Genomic DNA, 19,257 nt, shown 5'->3' on the forward strand with positions numbered 1-19,257 from the left:
TTTTTTATCAGGGAATGACGACATAGTTGCTGAAGCCACCGCGCGGGTCCTTCAACCGCCCTGAGATTGCATTGTTGACGTCCGACAGCGGGAACGCCTCGGTCTCAAGGTAGGTGAGGTCCAGGGTGCCGGTCTCGATCATGTCTGCCATCTCCTGGCCCTGGGCTGCGGTGAACCAGTTCGAGCCGATGATCTGCACCTGCTCGTCCATCAGCCATTTCATGTCCACCGGAACCTCGTCAGCAACTCCGCCGACGTTCACCACGCGGCCGCCGCGCCGGACCCCGCGCATGGAATCCACCATGGTTGCGGCGTCCGCCCGGGCCCCGAGCGCACTGATCACGAAGTGGGCGCCGTCGCCGCGTGTCTGCGCCTTGGCCCACTCCCCGGACGACTGCCCGCCGAGGTTCATGACTTCTATCCTGTTCGGCGCCAGTGCCTTCACGCGCTGAAGCAGCTCCTCGTTGCGCCCCGTGCCCAGGATCTTTGCAACGCCCATGCTCAAACAGAGCACAGTCGCGGCCACGCCCAGGGTGCCGGTAATGCCGTCTATCAGGCCCACTGTGCCGGGTCCGGCATCTGCCAGGCGGAGCGCCCCGTAAGCGGTGCCGATGTAGCCAAAACGGGCTGCCAGCTCAAACGGAAGGTTGTCCGGAATCTTAACCAGGGCCTGCTGCGGCGCGGTCATGAACTCACTGAACCCGCCGTAAGGGTAGAGATCGAAGATCCGCTGACCGTCGAGGGACGTGCTGAAGTATCCGTTGAGGGTGTAGTAGCGGCAGCGGCTGGGGGTTCCCCCTGAACAGGCGTAGCAGCTGCCGCAGGAGCGGAGCGGGCTGACGTACACCCGGTCACCAGGTTTGACGTTGATGACGGACTCTCCGACCTCTTCCACCACCCCGGTGGGATCAAGCCCGAAGATCGCCGGGAAATTGGGGATGGGCTGGTGCGGAAACCAGGTGGGCCAGTTGTTGATTACGTTGGCCATGTTCGGCACAATGCCGACGGCCTTGACCCTGACCAGTACGTCGGTGGGTCGGGGCTTGGGTACTTCGATGGTGTCGATCGACATCGGGTCGCCGATCTGATGCAGTCTGGCTGCGCGCATCGTCGCCATTGACGGCTCCTTCTGGGAAAAGGTGGTGATTCTGGGGAGGGGGTTGGCAGGCAGCTACTTGCGGTAGCTGTCCTCAAGTTCGATGCCGAGCAGGCCCATTATCCGTACGCCTGAGTTGTACCAGGCGATGGTCAGCGTGAGCTCCACCATCTGCTGGTCATCGAGGTGCTTGGCGGCGGCCGCCCAGCTGGCATCGGACACGTTCACGTTGATGGTGGATTCCCGTGCCAGCGCTATCACGGCGCGTTCGGCGTCATTGAACAGCTGAATGCTGGTGCCCTCAGCCACTGCAGCAAGCTGCTCATCCGTGAGGCCGGCTTTCCGGCCATGTGACTGGTGGTGCGCGATTTCATATTCAGAGCCGGTGGCATGGCCCACGGACAGGATGGCCAGCTCCCGCAGCTTGGGACTCAGCACGGAGCTGTCACGCATGGCGTTGGCATAGGAGAGGAACGCGTCGAGCAGGACGGGGGCATTTGCCAGTGAGCGGAAGATATTGGCAGTGGGCATTTTGCGCTCCGCCTCGATGCGGTCCCACAGCGGCTGCTGGTGGACCGAAGCGGCGTCGTTGCGGGACAGGGAAGGAACTCGGGACATGATGTGGGTCTCCAGTCGGGTTGGGGGTCAGCGGGGCTGGTGATCAGCGGGGCCGGCAATCAGGGGAGTTGGGGGCTGGCCAGGAACTTCTCCAGCGTCATGGGGGCAGGACGGACAGCCGGGGACTTCAGCGGGGCGCCGACGAAGGGCGAGGCCTCGAAGTACCACTGCTCCAGGGCGGGCAGGCCCCAGCGGGCGTTGGTGCTCACCGATGCGGCGTCCCAGCGCACCGGCTCGGTCTCAAGATCGATGGTCTGGTAGTGGCTGTTGAAGACCTCAACCCGGTGGCCGTCCGGATCACGCAGATAAGCGAAGAGCATGCCGCCGGGTCCATGCCGGCCGGGGCCGCGTTCCACCTGGTCGCCGTAGCCCAGGATGCCGGCGAAATCGCAGGCGGTGAAGATGTCATGGCTCTCGGAGACGGTGTAAGCGAAGTGATGGAGGCTTGGACCGTCGCCGGGCACCATGGCCAGGTCAAGGCAGGTGCCCTTGCGGTACATGAAGGCGCCCACAAGCTCGTCGCCGTACTCGAGGTACTCCGAGTTGCGGAAGCCCAGTTCGCTGTAGAACGCGCACAGTTCGTAGACGTCGGGCGTGAGCAGCTGGAAGTGGTCCAGTCGCTGGGCGTGGGCGCCTTTGTACTGCTCAAAGTTGATGTGCAGCCGGGGCCTGGTCTCCATGGTTGCGCACAGCTCCAGCGGCGTCCCGACAGGGTCTGCGACATGCAGCGTCCGCCCCTGGTGTGGCATGTCCACCCACTCGGCCGGGAGGCTCCGGTCACGAAACCAGCGGTAGGCCTTGTCCAGGTCCTCGTCGAAGAAGACTCGGAATCCTATCCGGCGGGCCGTGCCGCCGTCGGCGCTCTGCTCCAACACCAGGCTGTGGTGACAGGCCTCCGCCAGGCCCCGCAGGTACACAGTGGAGGAGTCCTCCTCGGTGACCACCAGGCCGAGGACAGTGGTGTAGAAATCACGGCTCGCCGCAAGGTCAGCCACATTCAGCCGCAGGTGGCTGGTTCGGGTGATGTTGAACGGCGGACGTAGATCGACCGGTGGCAGCATATTTGTCCATCTCCAATGGGATCATCACGGTGCTATCGTTAGCATCCGCATTATGGGTGTCTGCGCAGGAGGCGCAGCTTCTTTTAGGTGATGCGGTTCAGGCAGAGCGCTCGCGCGATGCCGCGGGAGGTGCAGCAGTGCTGCCCCGCGGCACCAGCCAGCCCACTGACGCGGACTCGTAGGGGTCATTCCCGGCGGGTGGATTGTTGAGCCTGCGAATGAACCAGAGGCCGCAGGAGGTGGCCACATCTCCGATGGGCAGGCTGACGGTAGTCAGGCCGGGTCCCCACCAGGAGAATCCGCTTTGATCGCCGAAGCCCACCACAGACAATTCCGTGGGGACGTCGACGCCCATTTCCAGCAATCCATCCAGCAGCCCCACAGTATGGAGGACGGAGCCGAGGACGACGGCGGTGGGCGGGCTGGGCCGGTTCAGTAACCGGCGCGCCGCCTCCCGCGCATGCTCGGGGGACGCCGGAGGGCCCAGTTCGATCAGCTGTGAGCGCTGTGGAATGTTCTTTTCCCGCAATGCCTGGCGGTAGCCTTCGAGCCGCTCCCGGCCGGTGGGCAGGTCGGCGGGCGCTCCGATGTAGGCGATGCGGGAGTGGCCCAGATCCAGCAGGTGTGTGGTGGCATCCTTGAGCGCCCTGCGGTCATCAAGGCCGAACCACTGGGCACCCAAGGATGAATGTTTGCGCAGCAGCTGGACGTGCGGCATTCCGCTCAGCATATTGATCGAATCGCTGTGTGGATTGGGGGTGGGGGCGATGACAACCCCCGCCGCATGGCTCGCCGACAGCTCACGAAGGTGGCGCCTCTCAATGAGCCTGTCATCGAATGTCTCGGCGAGCATCAACTGATAGTCCTCACCGGCCATGATTGCGGACAGTTCGTGGGCAATCGTGTAGTAGAAACTGTTTCGAATGTCCGGGATGACCAGCCCTACGACGTTGCTCGGAGCCCCGCGCATCATCCGGGCAGCATGGTTGCCTACGTATCCCAGCTCGGAGGCTGCCTGGCGGACCCGCGCCTTGGTCTGGTCGCTGATACGGGCGTCATCCGCCAGCGCCCGGCCAACGGTGGAGACCGACAGCTGCAGATGTACAGCGATATCCTTGGTCGTGACCATCGTTCCTCCTGTGCAAGCCGGTAAGCGGATACTACCGGGAACTGGGCTGGGATCAGTGTACTGATGTGGCTTGGCCTGGCACGCCCATCCTTTGACGCCAGTCCGCGTGAGGCTCCTTGGTGCCAGGATTCAAACCAGCCGGCGTCGCCACTTCCTGATGCTAACGATAGCACCGATGGGCCTGCAGTCAACACGGAAGAGTTTTCCGAGCTTCTGGCAAGTCGACGCTTGACTTGCCGCAGCCGGGTGCTATCGTTAGCACAAGTTCCATATCCCGCCGCATCAGCTGCACAGACTTGCGTTACGCAGAATGGCAGCCCGTACAGTGCGGCGCACCAGGTGGTCCACCTGACCAGAGGGAGGAGACTTCCGGGTGTGATCAGGATCGGCCACCTGCCGTAGTTCATGTAATTCCGCTGATCATCGGTTAATTCCAGAGCCGATTAAATCCACATGAGAACGCAACTCTCTCGACTAGGAGACAAAGATGTCCCACTCGACCCCCTCCAGCACAGGCCAGGCCCCGGCTGCAGCTGGATCTGCCTCCGGGCCCGCCGTGCCCACCTACCCTGAACCCATGGACGCCATTTCGATGGATGCGATTCCGTCCAGCCCCGCACCATCACGGGTCAAGGACAACCCCGAGGGCATGCCCACCAAGGTGGTTGCTGCCGTTTCGCTCGGGGTGCTGGCAGTGACCTTTATGCTCAATGCGATGGACAGGCAGGTCTTCTTTCCGCTGCTGGGAACTATCAGCAAAGAGAACGGGTTCAGCCTGCAGGCCGGCGGACTGCTGGCTACAATCTTCACCCTGGGGATGGCCATCGCAGGCATCCCTGCCGGGTTCCTGGTGGAGCGCTTCTCACGCAAAGCCGTCCTGATAGTCAGCATTGTGATCTATTCCCTGGGCACCCTGGCCACGCCGCTTGCCTCCTCGTGGGCCGATATGGCCGTGTACCGAATCATCTCCGGGCTGGGTGAGGGGATGCAGGCCGCAGCGCTGTTCGCCGCGGTGGGCGCGTTCTTCCACCATCGCAGAGGCCTCGCCCTGGGCATACTGGGCTTCGCGTTCGGACTGGGTGCAACATTTGGACCCGCCCTCGGCATCATGTTCGCCGGCCAGTTCGGAACCTGGCGGGCCCCCTTCATCATTTTCGGGGTGATAGGGCTGCTGCTCGCAGTGGTCGTAGCGTTCACTGTCAGCCGCAAATTCACCGAACGGGCGATCAGCCTGACCGGCGTCGAAGGATCCTATGACTACATGCCGGCCAAGGCCTACAACCGCAACTCCATTGCGATCGCGGCGGCAGCGGGCTGCGGCTCCATCGCCCTCTACGGCTTCCTGGGCCTGTACCCCACGTTCCTGACAACTCAGCTGGGCATTTCCACCGGAGAGTCAGCAGTGGCGCTGAGCTTCGTGGGCCTGGGAGGCCTGGCCGGCCTGCTCGGCGGCTGGATCGGGGACCGGATCAACCAGAGGCTGCTGCTGATCGTTTCCCTGGTGGTGATGGCGGTGCTCGGTGTGCTGATCTACCAGGTCCAGGCATCGTTCGCCTGGCAGTGCGTCTTCGCCTGCCTCATGGGTGTATTCGGTACCGGCGTCTTCTTCCCCAACATGAACAGTGCCATCCAGCGGGCAGTCCGTCCGCACCAGGTGGGCCGTGCCGCCGGTCTTTTCGTCACCTGCTACTACGGATCGGCCGCCTTTTCCGGCCTCCTGTTCGCAGCTCTGGTGCCGAGCGTCGGTTGGCAAGGAGCCGGCCTGCTGCAGGTGACGGCGTTGCCGCTGGCGGCCGCCGCCATCATGCTGATCGTCCGGACGCCACTGTTCAACAACGCGGTCCGCGCGGCCGGTCACTGATCACCGGCGTTGATCACTAACTAAGGAGTTCCAATGACTGACACCGGCTCACGCGGTCCGTCAGCAGGCGCAATGGCGGGGATCGTCGTCGCAGATTTCAGCAGGGTCCTGGCCGCGCCGTACGCGACGATGTTGTTCGGTGACCTTGGCGCCGACGTCATTAAGATCGAACGTCCCGGTTCCGGTGACGACACCCGTCACTGGGGTCCGCCGTTTACCGAAGATCATGAGGCGACGTACTTCCTGTCGGTCAACCGCAACAAGCGCTCCTTCACTGCCGACATGTCAGCAGCGGCAGACCATGAGGACCTGGTCAAGCTGATTCGGCGGGCTGACGTGCTGATCGAAAACTTCCGCCCCGGAACGATGGCACGGCACGGGCTGTCCTACGACGAGATGGCCGCGATCAATCCACGGCTGGTTTACTGCTCGATCACAGGGTTCGGATCGGACGATGCCGCCGCGGACCTGCCTGGCTACGACCTGCTGGTCCAGGCCGTAGGAGGGCTGATGAGCGTCACCGGGCCGGCACCCGGTGAACCGGTCAAGGCCGGCGTCGCCCTGGTTGACGTGCTGACGGGGCTGCATGCCGCGATCGGCGTGCTGGCCGCCCTGCGGGCACGGGAGACAACCGGCCGGGGCCAGCTTGTGGAGGTCAACCTGCTCAGCACTTTGCTGTCCAGCATGGTCAACCAGAGCGTCGGGTACACCGCAGCGGGCGCGGTTCCGGGCATCCTGGGAAACCGGCACCCTTCGATCGCGCCTTACCAGCTGTTCCCCGCTTCGGACAGATCGGTGGTCATCGCTGTTGGCAACGACCGGCAGTTCACGCAGCTGTGCAGCGCCCTTGGCATTCCCGGGGCAGCGAAGGATCCACGCTTTGCCACCAACACCGCCCGCGTAGCCCACATCGATGATCTCGATCGCACCATCACGGCCCGGACCACAGGCCAGACCGCGGACCACTGGTACCGGGTGCTCTCAGCGCATGGGATTCCCTGCGGACCGGTCAATAACATCGCCGAAGCCTTTGCGATGGCCAGTGAACTCGGCCTCAGCCCGCGCGTAACCGTCGGAGCTGGCCAGGCCAGCTTGAATCACGACAGTTTGAATCACGACAGCCCTAATCAGGACAGCGTAGACCTGGCCGCCAACCCGATCACCCTGTCCGACACCCCGGTCTCTTACCGCCGGCGGCCACCCAGGCTTGGGCAGCACGCCGACGAAGTGCGTGCCTGGCTCAACAGCCTGCCCGTCACAGAACCCCCGCAACAGCACAGCAGCAACAACGACAGCAACAACCACCAGCCATTGGGAGCACACCCGTGATCGACCTCGCCACCGACTATCTTGATATCGACTCCCTGCTCAGCCAGCAGGAGCTCGACCTGCGCAGCCAGGTCCGCCAGTTCGTCGACGACCGTATTCGGCCCAACATCAACGCCTGGTATGAGGACGCTGTCTTTCCCCAGGACCTTGTCAAGGAGATGGGAAGCCTGGGCCTGTTGGGCATGCATCTGACCGGCTATGGCTGCGGCGGCCGCAGCGCCGTCGAATACGGGATCGCTGCCATGGAACTTGAGGCCGGCGATTCCGGCATCCGCACCTTCGTCTCCGTGCAGGGTTCCTTGGCCATGAGCGCGATCGCGAAGTTTGGGTCGGAGGAGCACAAGCGGCAGTGGCTCCCTGGCATGGCCGCAGGTGAGCTCATCGGCTGCTTCGGCCTCACCGAACCCACCGCCGGCAGCGATCCCGCCAACATGCTCACACGGGCGGAACGGGTTGGGTCCGGCTGGGTGCTGAACGGCGCCAAGCGCTGGATCGGTCTGGCCTCCATCGCAGATGTTGCCATTATCTGGGCGGCAACCGACGACGGCATTCGCGGCTTCGTCGTCCCGACGGACACCGAGGGCTTCGTGGCCACCCCGATCCCGGAGAAGCTGTCCATGCGCGCCTCCATCCAGTGCGACATCACCATGGAGAACGTCCAGCTGCCTGCCACTGCCGTACTCCCCGAGGTCACCGGTCTCCGGGGCCCCTTCTCCTGCCTGAATGAGGCAAGGTACGGCATCCTGTGGGGCGCCATGGGTGCCGCCCGGGACGCGTATCAGACAGTCTTGGCCTATGCGAACCAGCGGACCCAGTTTGGCAAGCCGCTCGCGTCGTTCCAGCTCACCCAGCAGAAGCTGGTGGATATGGTCCTGGAGATCCAAAAGGGGACGCTTGTGGCCCTCCAGACCGGGCGCCTGAAGGACTCCGGACGGCTGCGCCCCGAGCAGATTTCTTTTGGCAAGCTCAACAATGTCCGGCAGGCAATCGAAATCTGCCGCTCGGCGCGCACCATCCTCGGCGGAAACGGGATCACGCTGGAATACTCGCCGCTGCGGCACGCCAACAACCTTGAAAGCGTCCGGACCTATGAGGGCACCGACGAGATCCACACCCTGATCATGGGCCGCGCGATCACTGGCATTCAGAGTTTTTCGTAGCCGCCGTGAATCCGCAGGCCTGGCCTCCGCGGAGGCCGGGCACCGCAGTCCTGTATGCCTATGTGAAGGGAACTTTTGTGTCAGAAACTGTGTCAGAAACCGTTACCGAAACCCGGGCGAGCTACGTCAACCACGGCGGTTACCGCTTTGCTGTCCTGACCCTGGCAAACTCCAGTCACCGCCCTGTGACACTGGGACCGGCGTCGCTTGCCGGGTTTGAGGCAGCAGTGCGCGCCCTGGACCTGCCCGGAGTGGACGCCGTGGCCGTGACCGGAGAAGGCCCGGTCTTCTGTGCGGGTGCAGACCTGAAGATGATGACCGAAGCGGCTACACCCGAGCAGGCCAGGGATGTGGCCCGCCGGGGCCTGCAGGCGCTTGGGCTTCTGGCAGCGCTTCCGGTGCCAACCTTCGCGTTTATCAACGGGACCGCGCTGGGAGGCGGGTTGGAACTGGCTCTGCACGCCAACTACCGCACTGCCGCCGACTCTGTCCGGGCCATGGGCTTTCCAGAGGTCCGTCTGGGTTTGATTCCGGGCTGGGGTGGCATCCCACGCACCGTTGCGCTGCTCGGAGCGGCCGAGACAGCCCGTCTGGTGATTACCGATTCGCTCGCCGGGAAGAACCTTTCCGCCCGGAGGGCTGGAGACCTCGGCCTGGTTGATGCCATCCTGCCGGAGGACGGGTTCCTGCCCGCATCGCTCGATTTTGCTGCCGGCACCCTTTCCCGAAGAGCGGTAACAGGTGCGGCGACGGCGACAGAGTCGACAGCGGCAACAGAGCCGACAGCAGCGGCACAGTCCAGCAAAAAGCACGGGCCTTCCGGCACTGTGACGAATGCATCAGCAGCGCTGGACGCCGTCCGGAGGCAGCTGGATGTCCGGCTGCACGGCGCCGCGCCTGCGCCTTACCGCGCCCTTGATCTGATTGCAGCGGCCGCGGCCGCGAACGAACAGGCGGGGGCAGCCGCCGTCAACCCGGCAGGCATTGCAGGAGAGCAGGCTGAGACGAAGGCCTTCGGCGAACTGCTGCTCTCCGACGAGGCCCGCGCGAGCATTTACGCCTTCCACCTCACCCAGTCCCTGGGAAGGAAGCCCGCGGGCAGGCCGGCTGCCCAACCTTTGCCGCTGAGGTCTGTAGGCGTGGTGGGGGCCGGACTGATGGCCAGCCAACTCGCCCTGGTCTTCGCGCAGCAGCTCCGCGTTCCGGTGCGGATCACGGACCTGTCCCCAGACCGCATCGACACCTCGCTGGCGTGGATCGCCGGGCAGCTGGACAAACTCCTGAAACGCGGACTCCTGACTGCGGCCGAGGCCGAGGCCATCCGCGTGCTGGTCACCGGAGGCACTGACAAGGCGGCCTTCGCGGACTGCGACGTGGTCATCGAAGCGGTCTTTGAGGAACTGGAGGTCAAGCGCGCAGTCTTTGCGGAGCTCGAACCGCTGCTACGGCCGGAGACACTGCTGCTGACCAATACGTCCTCGCTGTCCATCGAAGCCATGGGCGCCGGCCTGGCCCGGCCCGGACGGCTGATCGGCTTCCACTTTTTCAACCCGGTGGCCGTGCTCCCGCTGGTTGAGATCATTGCCGCGCCGAAGACAGACGAAACCACACTGGCAACCGGGTTTGAGCTGGCCAGACGCTTACGTAAGACGGCTGTACTGGCCACGGACACGGCCGGCTTTGTAGTGAACCGTGTCCTGACGCGGTTGTTCGACGAGGTCCTCGCCCTGATTGATGGAGGCAGCGATCCGACCGTGGTCAACCACGCCCTGGATCCGCTCGGACTGCCCATGACGCCACTGGCACTGCTGCAGTTCATCGGGCCGGCGGTGCAATTGCACATCTGCGAAACGATGCACCAGGCCTACCCGCAGCGCTTCGGTGTGAGCCGCAGCCTGACCGCGCTGGTGGCGGCCGGCCTCCCCGGCTATTTGGATCACGACGGCGGACTCTCACCTTCCGCCGCTGCCCTGCTGCCGCCGTCGGCCCCCACCGACGCGGGCAGAGTCCGGGCCACGCTCCTGGGGGCCCTGGCCGAGGAAGTTACGGCGATGCTGGACGAATCGGTGGTGGCAGGACCGGAGGAGGTTGACCTGTGCATGATCCTCGGCGCCAATTTCCCGTTTCATACCGGCGGCCTTACGCCGCTGCTCGACCGGGAGGCGGGCTCCGCCTTCTATCCTGAACTGCGCGTACGTGTCCCTGCCGTCGGCTAACACTGCCCCCGGCTAGCTCTGCCCCCCCGAGCTGGTCCTGGGCAGACGAAACCAGCCATCCATTCGCCCCACTCAAAGGAGAAGAAATGCACGACACTGACATTGTGATCGTCGGCGCAGCGCGCACGCCCCAAGGCAAGCTGATGGGACAGCTTGCCCCGTTGACGGCCGTGGAGCTCGGGAGCGCTGCCATCGCGGCGGCAGTTGACCGTTCCGGCATCAACCCCGAAGCCGTCGGCGCCGTCATCATGGGACACGTTCTCCAGGCCGGGGCAGGGCAGAACCCGGCGCGGCAGGCAGCAGTGGCAGCGGGCATCCCGCTGGGTGCCCACGCCGTCACAGTGAATAAGGTGTGCCTGTCCGGATTGAGCGCGATCATTGACGCCAGCCGGCTCTTGCGGCTGGGGGAGGCTGACGTGGTGGTGGCAGGAGGGCAGGAATCAATGAGCAACGCCCCGCACCTGCTTCCGGGCTCGCGGGCCGGACATCTCTACGGCGATTCTGCCCTCATCGACTCGGCAGCCCACGACGGCCTCACCGATGCATTTGATCACCAGGTCATGGGCCTCGCCACAGACCACGCCAATGATGCATTGGGAATTACCCGCGCCGACCAGGACAAAGCTGCGGCCGGCTCCCACCGGAGGGCAGCGGCGGCGCAGGCACAAGGGGTCTTCGATGCTGAGATTGTCCCCGTCAAGGTGCCGCGGCGCCGCGGGGAAGCCCAGCTGGCAAGCAGTGACGAGGGGGTGCGGGCCGAGAGCAACGAGGAGACCCTTGCCAAACTCAGGCCGGCGTTCTCCCCAACCGGCACTGTTACCGCAGGCAATGCTTCGCCATTGAACGACGGTGGAGCCGCCGTCGTCCTCACAACCCGCGGCTACGCGGAGGCGCACGGCGTGGAGATCATGGCGGCGCTAAATGCCCATGGGCAGACGGCCGGCCCTGACACCACGCTGCCCGACAAACCGGCCCATGCCATCAGCAAGGCACTGGAGACGGCCGGCTGGAGCGTTGGCGATCTGGACTTCGTGGAGATCAATGAGGCGTTTGCCTCAGTCTCTGTCCACTCAGCCGCGCAACTGGGGATCGGCATGGACCGGGTCAACGTCAACGGGGGAGCCATCGCGCTCGGCCATCCCATCGGCGCTTCCGGAGCACGTGTGGTGGTGGCTGCCGTCTATGAGCTCCAGCGCCGCGGCACCGGCAAGGCCGCTGTAGCGCTCTGCGGCGGCGGTGGCCAGGGCGAAGCGCTGCTCCTGTCACGATGACTCCGGAAGCTACGAAGGGACCATGACCCGTGACGCAGAATCCGCGGATTCCCAGCCACGCTCACTTAGTGGATGGCATGCCGGTCGTCGTATGGCCACACGGTCTCGTGGCTGCCCCGACATCTCCCTGTCAGGAATGGCAGCTGCTGATCGGCGTGCAGGTGGAAATCCGCCGGCACGGGCGGCTCCTGGGCATCGGCGTTGTAGACAACGCCACCGCGTCGGGCGACATTGCGTGGATAGCGGCGGACGCAAACAACGGCAGATCCATGATTGAAAAGGCCGGTGGCTACGAACTGTCAATCGCGCCGCCGCACCTTCGGTCTGCAAACACCACAACGAGGAGGTGACATGAACCGGATCACGCGAAACGACGCGAGTACTCCGCTTCAGCCAGCAGACGGAAACGGCAACCCCGCAGGGCCTACATCGGAAGATCCGTTGTGGTCCAGGCAAATCACATCCTTACCCTGGGAAGGGTGGTGGTGGGGGGATCCTGCAGAAGAGCCAGCAACCGATTCCGAAATCAGGACGACTGAAGGCTGGTCCTAGATCCCGTGGAATCGGGACCTGGAAGGGGCGCCAACGTTTGATGGCCGCCACCGGCACCCCGTTCCCGAATACGGACCGTTTGAGGGTGTCCGGTGGCGGCGCGTAAGTGGGTTTAGCGTGCCTTGTTGTGCATTACGTGTTTGGTGCGGGAGTAGTCGTCCAGGGAGTAGGCGGACAGATCGCGTCCATAGCCGGAGCTCTTGAATCCGGCCCAGGGCATTTCGTTGGCCAGCACCAGGTGGGAGTTTACCCACACAGTGCCCGCGTCCAGGCGGGAGGCAACGTCGTGGCTGCGCTGTGCATTGAGCGTCCACACCGAAGCGGCAAGGCCATACGGAACCTCGTTGGCCCGGGTCAATGCTTCTTCTTCAGTGGTAAAAGTTTCGACGGTGACAACCGGGCCGAAGATTTCCTCAAGACTGCAGGCGGCACCTTCGGGGACGTCCACGAGGACGGTGGGGGCGATGAAGTAGCCCGGTCCTTCCATGGCTCCGCCGCCGACGGCCGCCTTCGCTCCGTCGGCCTGGGCGCGCTCAAGGTGGCCAAGGACTCGCTCGTAGTGCGCTTTGGAGATCATCGGGCCGAGTTCGACGTCGGCTCCGGCGGTAGATTCGCCGACCACCAGGGATCCGACCTGCTCGACGAGCAGGCCGGTGAACTTCTCGGCCACCGATTCGTGGACCAGGACCCGACAACCGGCGCCGCATTCCTGTCCGGAGTTCCAGTAACCGGCTGCGCGCAGGGATTCCGCAGCGGCGGCGAGGTCGGCGTCGTCGAAGATTACCACCGGTGCCTTGCCGCCCAGTTCGAGGTGCACGCGTTTGACCGTTTCCGAAGCCGCCCGGGCGACGGCCCGGCCGCTGTTCACGGAGCCGGTCAGGGCGATCATGTCAACCTTGGGGTGCTCGGCGAGACGTGCGCCGACTATGGGGCCGAGGCCGGTGACGACGTTGAACACTCCCGCTGGCAGCAGGTCCCTGGTGAGTTCGGCGAACTTGAGCGTGGTCAGCGGGGTCTGCTCGGAGGGCTTGAGCACGATGGTGTTGCCGGCCGCAAGGATGGGGGCGATTTTCCAGGCCGCCATCAGCAGGGGATAGTTCCACGGTGTCACCACGCCGACGACTCCGAGAGGCTCGCGAATTATGACGGAGAGGTGGTCCTGGGCGTACTCGCCTGCGGCAATTGACGTGGTGGCCCGGGCCGCGCCGGCCATGAAGCGGAATGTGTCGATGGAGTTGGTGATGTCGTCCTCGGCCACCATGAGTGGTTTGCCGGTATTGCGTGCTTCCAGACGGGCGAGAAGGTCAGCGTTCTCGGCGAGCCGGTCGGCGATGGCGAGAAGGATTTCGGCACGCTGTTTCGGCAGCGTGCGTCCCCAGGCCTCCTTGGCCTCAACGGCGGCGAGGACAGCGGCGTCGACATCCTCGGCCGTGCCCTGTGGCACTTCGCAGATGGTTTCCTCGCTACCGGGATCCACTAGGGACTGGGTCTCGCTGCCAGTTCCGCCAGTGAACTGCCCACCTATGAAGTGCTGCGTAGGAGGCAGTTCCTCGGCGGCGAGGATCGGAGATGGGTCTGCGGCCCGGCGTACAGTGCTCGAGATGGTCATTGCTGGAGATGTCATGATCAGTCCTAAAAGTTGATTGGTTGGGGTGAATGGACGGTCAGGGGGTCGCGGCCTAGGCGTAGGCCGCCTGCAGTTGCAGTTCGGTCAGGATCTTTTCGATGCGGGCGGTGTCGGCCGCGTTGAGGTCTGCGGTTGGGCGGCGCGGGGTACCGATGGGGTGGCCGAGTACTCCGAGGGCGGCCTTGACAGCCGGCACGAAGGGCGCGGAGAGAATGGCGTCGATCAGCGGGTAGATCCGGTTCCACTCGGCCTGGGCGGTGGTGAAGTCGCCGGTGGCGACGGCCTGGTAGACGGCAACGATTTCGCGCGGCAGGATGTTGGCCGTACCCGCCATGACGGCGGTTGCGCCTTCCGTTAGGGCGGCAAGGATCAGGTTGTCCGCCCCAATGATCGTGGAGATGTGCTCGCTGTGCTGGTGGATCAGCTGGGTGGCCTGTCCCATGTCGCCGCTGGAGTCCTTGATGTAGCGGATGTTCTCCACCTCGCGGGCCAGCTTTCCCACGGTATCGGCGTCGAGGTTGACCCCGGTTGCGGCCGGGTAGTTGTACAGCATCACTGGCAGCTTCACCGCCTCGGCCACGGTGCGGATGTACCCGGTGGCCTCAGGCAGTGAGAGCGGATCGTAGTAGGGGAGGCCCAGCATGAGCACGTCGGCACCGCACTCCTGGGCATGCAGGGACAACCCGATCGCCTCGTTCGTGCTGGTTGCCCCCGTCTGTGCCACGACAGGTACCCGCCCTGCTGTATGCTGCACCACGGTCTCTACGACGAGTCGCCGTTCGTCGGCGCTGAGCGCCGCGAACTCACCGGTAGAGCCGCAGGCGACAACCCCGTTGACTCCACCGTCGATGGAGCGGTCCACCAGAAGTCGCAGTTTTGGCTCGTCGATCTGGCCGTCGGCGGTAAAAGGGGTGGCGAGGGCGGTGAGTACACCGCTGAGCTGTGAGGACATGAGGCTTCCTGTCTGCTGATGGTGGAACTGGACATGTTGTGCGATGGGAGGAAGTAGTCTTCCCCGCGAAATCAGTCCGTGTATCCTGCTGTGTCGCGTTTAGCGGGGTCCGAGGGAGTGGGCCGGCGGCTTCCGCACGGCCTGTTGGCGTTCATCATATGAACGTTAGGATCAATTATTGACTATGTCCCGTTCTTCCACAAGAGATGTTTCGGGAGTTCAGTGAGAGTCACTCCTTCGCCGGCATGGTACTGGTTAGCTGTTGTGTGAGCTGTTTGGCGCCATCGAGCAGGAGCTTTAGATGGTGTTGTCTTGTGGCCTCTGATTCAATTCGAGTCTTGGGTGCAACCATGGCCAAGGCAGCGAACAACTGCCCTATGTTGTCCCGGAGCGGCACGGCCATGGCGAAGAGTCCGTTTTCGAGTTCGTCATCAATTTGCGCCCATCCCTGGCTGCGGACGCGGTCCAACTCGACCCGGAGGTCCTCCCGGTTGGATATGGTCCTTGCAGCGATTTTGGGTAGTTCCCCGCCTGCGGCCCGGTACACCTGTTCGGGGGCGAGTTCGGCCAGAAGCAGCTTTCCGGTAGCGGATGCGTGGAGCGGCCATCTCATTCCGCGCATGTCGGACATCGTCACAAGAACGGATCTGGGGGACTCTTGGAGCACGAGGTCGAACTCAGCCAGGCCCCGGCGCAGACTTAGGGTGATCGTTTCTCCAAGCTGTTCGGCAAGACCCTTGACCGCCCTCCTTGTCCGCGCCTCCACTCCTGCCGCGGGATCTGCCGATTGCGCGATTCGCGCAAGATCCCAGCCCAGTGAGTAGTGGTTGTCCCGCCGATCCACAAAGCCTTCCTCTTCCAGCGTCAGCAGTAGCCGGAAGGTTGTTGCCCGGGGCAAGCCGACCTTCTTCGCTACGTCCGTGGCCGTGGCTGCTTCCGGATTGCCGGCCAGGGCCCGTAGCACGCTGATGGCGCGTGCTACGGACCTGTTGGCGCTGATCGTGGTCTTGAAATTCTTATCGTTCACGACAAGCCGGCAGTGCCATTACTTGAACCATGCGTCCGCGGCTGCGCGGTTCTCGGCGTTTTCGAGCCACTTCTTCGCACCTTCTGCAGCGGTCTTGGTTTCGCTGACGGCGAGCATCAGGGATGCGAACTGCTCTTCAGTGAGTTTGCTCTTGGACATCCATTCAGCGACCTGGGGTTCTTCTTCGTTGAATTTCTTCGAGAGCACCACGTAAGACCCGTCGGGCTTGGGCCAGCCGGACATATCGTCCTCGAGCGCCTTGATCGGCATCGAGGCAAAGGCCCAGTGCGGTGTCCACAACGTCGCCACGACGGGCTTGTTTTTAGCTGCGCCGTCCTTCAGGGCAGCCAGTGCTGCGGGTGTGCTTCCCGCGACGATATCCAATTTCCCCTCTGCGCCGTAGGTTTTCAGGACGTCGGGGAGGAGCTTCATCATTCCCGCTCCTGCCTCGATTCCGACGATCCTGGAGTCGTACTTTTCGGCATTCTTGAGGACCTCGCTGATGGTGTTTTCTTCAACCGACTTCGGCACGGCCAGGACCAAGCGGTCGTTGTCAAAGAAGGGGCCGTTCTTATCCAGGACGACGAGGTCGTCGCGGTACTTCTCGACGTAGGAGGCGTGGGTTGAGGGAAGCCAGGCGTTGAGGTAGCCGTCCAGGTCTCCGCGGGCTATGCCGGAGAAGCCAGCTGCCAGATCAACCGTTTTGGTCTCCAAGTTGTATCCGTGCTCGGAGAGCAGTTCTGTCCAAAGTGCGGTGACGGCGACGGTGTCGTCGAATCCGGGAACCTCGGCCACGGTGATGGTCTTCTGGCTGGTTTGCGCCGGGGTGCCGGCACCCGAGCATGCACTCATCGTTGTTGTCAGGACCGCGCAAGCAAGGATGGCGCCGATAGTCTTCTTGATCAAGGTCAATCTCCAATATGTGGGGGTGGGTTGGGGATGGGTGGGTTCTAGTGGGCGGCAGCGACTGCGGGCTTGGGGCCTGCTGCACGCTGTTCTTTGCGAATGCGCCGGTTGCGCAGGACGTCGCCTATGGAGCGTGCACCGCTGGTGACGCGGTCAAGGTAGACGGCAAGGATGACGACGGCGAGGCCGCCTTCGAAGCCGCGGGCGGTGTCCAGTTGGGCAACGCCCTCGACGACGACGCCGCCAAGTCCGCCTGCACCAACGAGTCCGGCGACCACAACCATGGACAATGCCAGCATGATGACCTGATTGACGCCTGCCATGATCGACGAGAACGCGAGCGGGAGTTGGACTTCCTTGAGGATCGTCCCCCTCTTGGCGCCGAATGCCATTGCGGCTTCAAGCAGTTCCACGTCAAGCTTTCGGATCCCCAGTTCCGTCAGCCTTACGGCCGGAGGGATGGAGAACACGATGGTCGCGGCGATTCCGGGTACCATTCCGACGCCGAAGAAGAAGACTGCGGGAATGAGGTAAACGAATACCGGCATGGCCTGCATGAGGTCGAGTACGGGGCGGATTACCGCGCTGACTGAGGAGTTGAGGGCGGCCCAGATTCCAAGTGGGATGCCGATCGCGAGGGAGAACATCACGGAGACGAGTACTACGGCCAGTGTGGACATGCTTTCCACCCAGAGCCCCATGGAGACGATCAGCGGAAACGCTATCGCCGCGAAGAGGGTGATGCCCAGGCTCCGGGTCAAAGCGGCTGCGGCAGCGGCGAGCAAACCTATGATCAGGAACGGATGCAGACCGACCAGCACAAACTCCACGCCGCCGACGATCTGGCTAACCAGCCAGGCGACGCCGTCGAAGAACCAGCCGAAGTTGGCCAGCATCCAGTCGATTATCGACGCGAACCAGCCTCCAATATCAGGACGCATTGCTAAACCCCTTGGGTGAGAGTGCTTCAAAGACTTTTTCGGCCGTGACGTGGCCTAGTGACGATCCCTGCTGGTTGACTACATTCACTGATCCGGCTCCTGTAGCGAAGATCGGCAGCAGGTCATTCAGGAAGGTTGTGTCGGAGACGGGCATGGCTCCGTCCGGGAAAGATCCGGACGAAGTCCGGGAGGCCGGGGACGGATCGTGGTGCTCGGCGAGCATCCCGGCGGTGAGGACTTTGCTCCGGTCGACTTCCGCAACAAACTTCTCTATGTACGGATCGGCGGGTGCCTCGAGAAGATCCAGCGCGGTGCCGGATTGGACGATCTTGCCCTGTTTCATCACCATGATGCGGTCTCCGAGGTACATGGCCTCGTTCAAATCGTGCGTGACGAAGACAATGGTTTTCTTGAAATTGCGCTGCAGCTTAATGAGCAGCTCTTGCATGTCCTTGCGTATGAGCGGGTCCAGTGCACTGAACGGTTCATCCATCAGTAGGATTTCCGCGTCCGTTGCCAAGGCACGCGCCAGGCCGACGCGCTGCTTCATGCCGCCGCTCAGTTGGTCCGGCATTGCATGAATGCGATCGCCGAGTCCCACAAGTTCGAGTGCTTCCGCAGCTCTTTGCTCGCGGGTTTCCCTGTCCATTCCGCGTACCTTCAAGCCGAAGTCAACGTTGTGGACCAGAGACTTGTGCGGAAAGAGTCCGAAGTGCTGGAAGACCATGTTGATGGTCCGGTTCCTGTAGTCGCGCAGCTCTGCAGGAGGCAGGGAGCGGACGTCCTTTCCGTCAACGGAGATGGACCCGTCGCTGGCGTCGATGAGGCGGTTCAGCATGCGGATGATGGTTGATTTGCCCGAGCCGGACAGGCCCATGATGACGAAAATCTGGCCCTGCTCTACCTGGAAGGAAACATCATCGACGGCGACGAAGCCAGGGGGGCCATTCTTCCTGCCGGGCAGTCCCAGCGACCGCTTTTTGGCGGGATGGAAGATCTTGGTGAGGTGCTCCACCTTGATGAAAGGCTCTTCCGGTTTCATGGCTTGCTCGCCATAGGTCGGTGCGTTGAGGTGCATGGCGCTCACGGGTTTGTCCTAACTTGGTGGCCTAGGTGCCAGATGTTCATGGAGGAGAGGAGTTCCCGGGGGTCCCAGACCACTGATTCCTCGGTTATGAGACCGTCTTTGTGCCGAAGGAAGGAGGCTCCGTTCACTGTCACAATGCGCTGAGTGGGCGGAACACCCATGAAGGTGCCCGTGTGCCTTCCGTGGCTCTGCCAGTTGATTGCGATGAGGTCAGAGTCTTCTACGGCGTGCAGGACGTCCATAGTGAAGTCGGAGAATGCAGCATGGGACTCCTCGATTTGGCGAATGACCTCAGGCAGGCCTTCTTGTCCGCTCTTGGACCGGCGTACATAGTTCTCGGCGACAATCTCTTCGAAGGCACGGGTGTCACCTTCCCCCCAGGCGCGGCTCCAGGCCTCGATGATGCGCGGCAACATGTTCATGT

17 protein-coding genes are annotated in these 19,257 nt (G+C 63.4%); 6 read left to right on the forward strand and 11 right to left on the reverse strand.

Translation table 11 applies throughout. From position 1 onward, the window contains the following. Nucleotides 1–7 precede the first annotated feature (7 nt). From F8G81_RS10990 to F8G81_RS11005, 4 genes are all read right to left on the reverse strand, one after another. Complete coding sequence (locus F8G81_RS10990) at nt 8–1,117, reverse strand: alcohol dehydrogenase catalytic domain-containing protein (RefSeq protein ID WP_267279001.1); 1,110 nt, start codon at nt 1,115–1,117, stop codon at nt 8–10. Between the two features lie 54 nt (nt 1,118–1,171). Continuing rightward, nucleotides 1,172–1,714, reverse strand: coding sequence for a carboxymuconolactone decarboxylase family protein (locus F8G81_RS10995; protein ID WP_267279002.1), 543 nt, complete (start codon nt 1,712–1,714; stop codon nt 1,172–1,174). Nucleotides 1,715–1,773: 59 nt separating this feature from the next. Further along, the gene (locus F8G81_RS11000) at nt 1,774–2,775 is read right to left on the reverse strand and encodes a VOC family protein (protein ID WP_267279003.1); all 1,002 of its coding nucleotides are present in this window, start codon (nt 2,773–2,775) and stop codon (nt 1,774–1,776) included. A gap of 97 nt (nt 2,776–2,872) precedes the next feature. Further along, nucleotides 2,873–3,904 carry a LacI family DNA-binding transcriptional regulator gene (locus F8G81_RS11005; protein ID WP_267279004.1) on the reverse strand — a complete coding sequence of 344 codons (1,032 nt, stop codon included), beginning with the start codon at nt 3,902–3,904 and terminating at the stop codon, nt 2,873–2,875. Between the two features lie 487 nt (nt 3,905–4,391). On the opposite strand from F8G81_RS11005, the gene F8G81_RS11010 reads away from it, so the two are divergent. The 6 genes from F8G81_RS11010 (at nt 4,392) to F8G81_RS11035 (ending at nt 12,091) form a co-directional block, all read left to right on the forward strand. Then, complete coding sequence (locus F8G81_RS11010) at nt 4,392–5,765, forward strand: MFS transporter (RefSeq protein ID WP_267279005.1); 1,374 nt, start codon at nt 4,392–4,394, stop codon at nt 5,763–5,765. Nucleotides 5,766–5,798: 33 nt separating this feature from the next. Continuing rightward, nucleotides 5,799–7,094: a CaiB/BaiF CoA transferase family protein gene (locus F8G81_RS11015; protein ID WP_267279006.1), complete on the forward strand. Its 1,296-nt coding sequence runs from the start codon at nt 5,799–5,801 to the stop codon at nt 7,092–7,094. Then, nucleotides 7,094–8,254, forward strand: coding sequence for an acyl-CoA dehydrogenase family protein (locus F8G81_RS11020; RefSeq protein WP_416377141.1), 1,161 nt, complete (start codon nt 7,094–7,096; stop codon nt 8,252–8,254). Before F8G81_RS11015 ends, F8G81_RS11020 begins: the two co-directional genes overlap by 1 nt. Before the next feature lie 77 nt (nt 8,255–8,331). Beyond that, nucleotides 8,332–10,470: a 3-hydroxyacyl-CoA dehydrogenase NAD-binding domain-containing protein gene (locus F8G81_RS11025; RefSeq protein ID WP_267279008.1), complete on the forward strand. Its 2,139-nt coding sequence runs from the start codon at nt 8,332–8,334 to the stop codon at nt 10,468–10,470. Nucleotides 10,471–10,556: 86 nt separating this feature from the next. After that, nucleotides 10,557–11,741 carry an acetyl-CoA C-acetyltransferase gene (locus F8G81_RS11030; protein ID WP_267279009.1) on the forward strand — a complete coding sequence of 395 codons (1,185 nt, stop codon included), beginning with the start codon at nt 10,557–10,559 and terminating at the stop codon, nt 11,739–11,741. Between the two features lie 77 nt (nt 11,742–11,818). Next, nucleotides 11,819–12,091 carry a hypothetical protein gene (locus tag F8G81_RS11035; RefSeq protein ID WP_267279010.1) on the forward strand — a complete coding sequence of 91 codons (273 nt, stop codon included), beginning with the start codon at nt 11,819–11,821 and terminating at the stop codon, nt 12,089–12,091. 314 nt (nt 12,092–12,405) lie between these two features. On the opposite strand, the gene F8G81_RS11040 is transcribed toward F8G81_RS11035, so the two are convergent. The 7 genes from F8G81_RS11040 to F8G81_RS11070 form a co-directional block, all read right to left on the reverse strand. Further along, complete coding sequence (locus F8G81_RS11040; protein WP_267279011.1) at nt 12,406–13,917, reverse strand: aminobutyraldehyde dehydrogenase; 1,512 nt, start codon at nt 13,915–13,917, stop codon at nt 12,406–12,408. 55 nt (nt 13,918–13,972) lie between these two features. After that, on the reverse strand, nt 13,973–14,872 hold the full coding sequence (dapA, locus tag F8G81_RS11045; protein ID WP_267279012.1) for a 4-hydroxy-tetrahydrodipicolinate synthase: 900 nt from the start codon (nt 14,870–14,872) through the stop codon (nt 13,973–13,975). A 229-nt stretch (nt 14,873–15,101) separates the two neighbouring features. Beyond that, nucleotides 15,102–15,899, reverse strand: a complete 798-nt coding sequence (locus F8G81_RS11050) for an IclR family transcriptional regulator (protein WP_267279013.1) — start codon at nt 15,897–15,899, stop codon at nt 15,102–15,104. A gap of 18 nt (nt 15,900–15,917) precedes the next feature. Then, complete coding sequence (locus tag F8G81_RS11055) at nt 15,918–16,805, reverse strand: glycine betaine ABC transporter substrate-binding protein (RefSeq protein ID WP_267279014.1); 888 nt, start codon at nt 16,803–16,805, stop codon at nt 15,918–15,920. Nucleotides 16,806–16,849: 44 nt separating this feature from the next. Further along, nucleotides 16,850–17,746, reverse strand: a complete 897-nt coding sequence (locus F8G81_RS11060) for an ABC transporter permease (protein ID WP_267279015.1) — start codon at nt 17,744–17,746, stop codon at nt 16,850–16,852. Then, nucleotides 17,736–18,824 (reverse strand): betaine/proline/choline family ABC transporter ATP-binding protein, encoded by a 1,089-nt coding sequence (locus F8G81_RS23505; RefSeq protein WP_323809241.1) that lies wholly within the window; start codon nt 18,822–18,824, stop codon nt 17,736–17,738. Before F8G81_RS23505 ends, F8G81_RS11060 begins: the two co-directional genes overlap by 11 nt. A gap of 5 nt (nt 18,825–18,829) precedes the next feature. After that, on the reverse strand, nt 18,830–19,255 hold the full coding sequence (locus F8G81_RS11070; RefSeq protein ID WP_267279016.1) for an ester cyclase: 426 nt from the start codon (nt 19,253–19,255) through the stop codon (nt 18,830–18,832). Nucleotides 19,256–19,257: the final 2 nt, after the last annotated feature.

The organism is Arthrobacter sp. CDRTa11 (assembly GCF_026427775.1).
GTDB lineage: Bacteria > Actinomycetota > Actinomycetes > Actinomycetales > Micrococcaceae > Arthrobacter.